The following is a 968-nucleotide window of genomic DNA, read 5'->3' as shown; positions in this document are numbered from 1 at the left end:
CCGCCACCCCCACCACCCCCACAAACAAGCCCGTCACCAGCACCGGAGCCACCCTGACCGAAGGCGAGTTGAAGAAGGTCGCCCTCACGGGCCGCGACGTACCCGACTTCACCGTCACGCCGATGGCAATGCCCATGCCCATGCCCACACCGACACAGGGCTCCGGCGAAACCGGCACCGAGCGAGCCGAGCAGCCCGAGTGCCAGCCGCTCGCCGCCGTCATCAACGGCGTCCCCGAGCCGGCCCCCTCCGCCGCCGTACATCGCACGCTCGTGAACAAGAACGAAGAGAACAGGGACGACCAGACGGTCGTCACCGAGATCCTCACCTCGTACTCCAAAGGCCGCGCCGCTCACGTCCTCCAAGGCATCAGCAAAGCCGTCCGCGCATGCGCCGGCGGCTTCAGGACCACAGGCGGCGGCGACGGTCCCTCCACCTACACCGAGGTCAAGCCGCTGCCCGCCCCCAGGGCCGGGCAGGAGGCCCTCGCCTACCAAGTGACCGGGGCTTTCGAGGGCCCGGACGTGCCGCTCGTCTTCCAGCTCGTACGGACCGGATCTACGGTCGTCATCTTCTACGCCGCCAACTACATCGACGGTAAGACACCCGAGATCCCCGCCCTGCTCGCCACGGCCCAGGCGGCCAAGCTCCCCTGACCCGGGCGAGCGGGATTTGAGCCCGGGTTGGGCCCGTGGGCCCATGTCCGTCAACCAGCCGTTCCGTACGGTCGCGGGCATGGCACTCCACTTCGGCGGACCCCGCAGGCGACGTCGCCAACCGCGCACAGACGCCCGTCTGTTGGGGCTGCGCAAGGCGCAGTCGGGGCAGACGACGCTGGAGTACGCGGCCCTGGTGCTGGTCGTCGCCGCCATCATCGGTGCGCTCGTCGCCACCGGGCTCGGGCAGACGATCGCCCAGCAGGTGGGCGCGGCGGTGTGCCGGGTCACCGGGGCCGGTGACTGCGGGGG

1 protein-coding gene and 1 pseudogene are annotated in these 968 nt (G+C 70.5%); both read left to right on the top strand.

The features are described from left to right. The coding region (locus E2E34_RS34640) for a hypothetical protein (RefSeq protein ID WP_138905760.1) at window positions 1-656 on the top strand (656 nt) is incomplete at its 5' end. A gap of 43 nt (window positions 657-699) precedes the next feature. Beyond that, window positions 700-968 (top strand): annotated as a pseudogene (locus E2E34_RS34635) (hypothetical protein); the annotation flags it as partial.

The organism is Streptomyces albidochromogenes (assembly GCF_005981925.1).
GTDB lineage: Bacteria > Actinomycetota > Actinomycetes > Streptomycetales > Streptomycetaceae > Streptomyces > Streptomyces albidochromogenes.
This window is presented reverse-complemented; position numbering and strand designations above follow the sequence as displayed.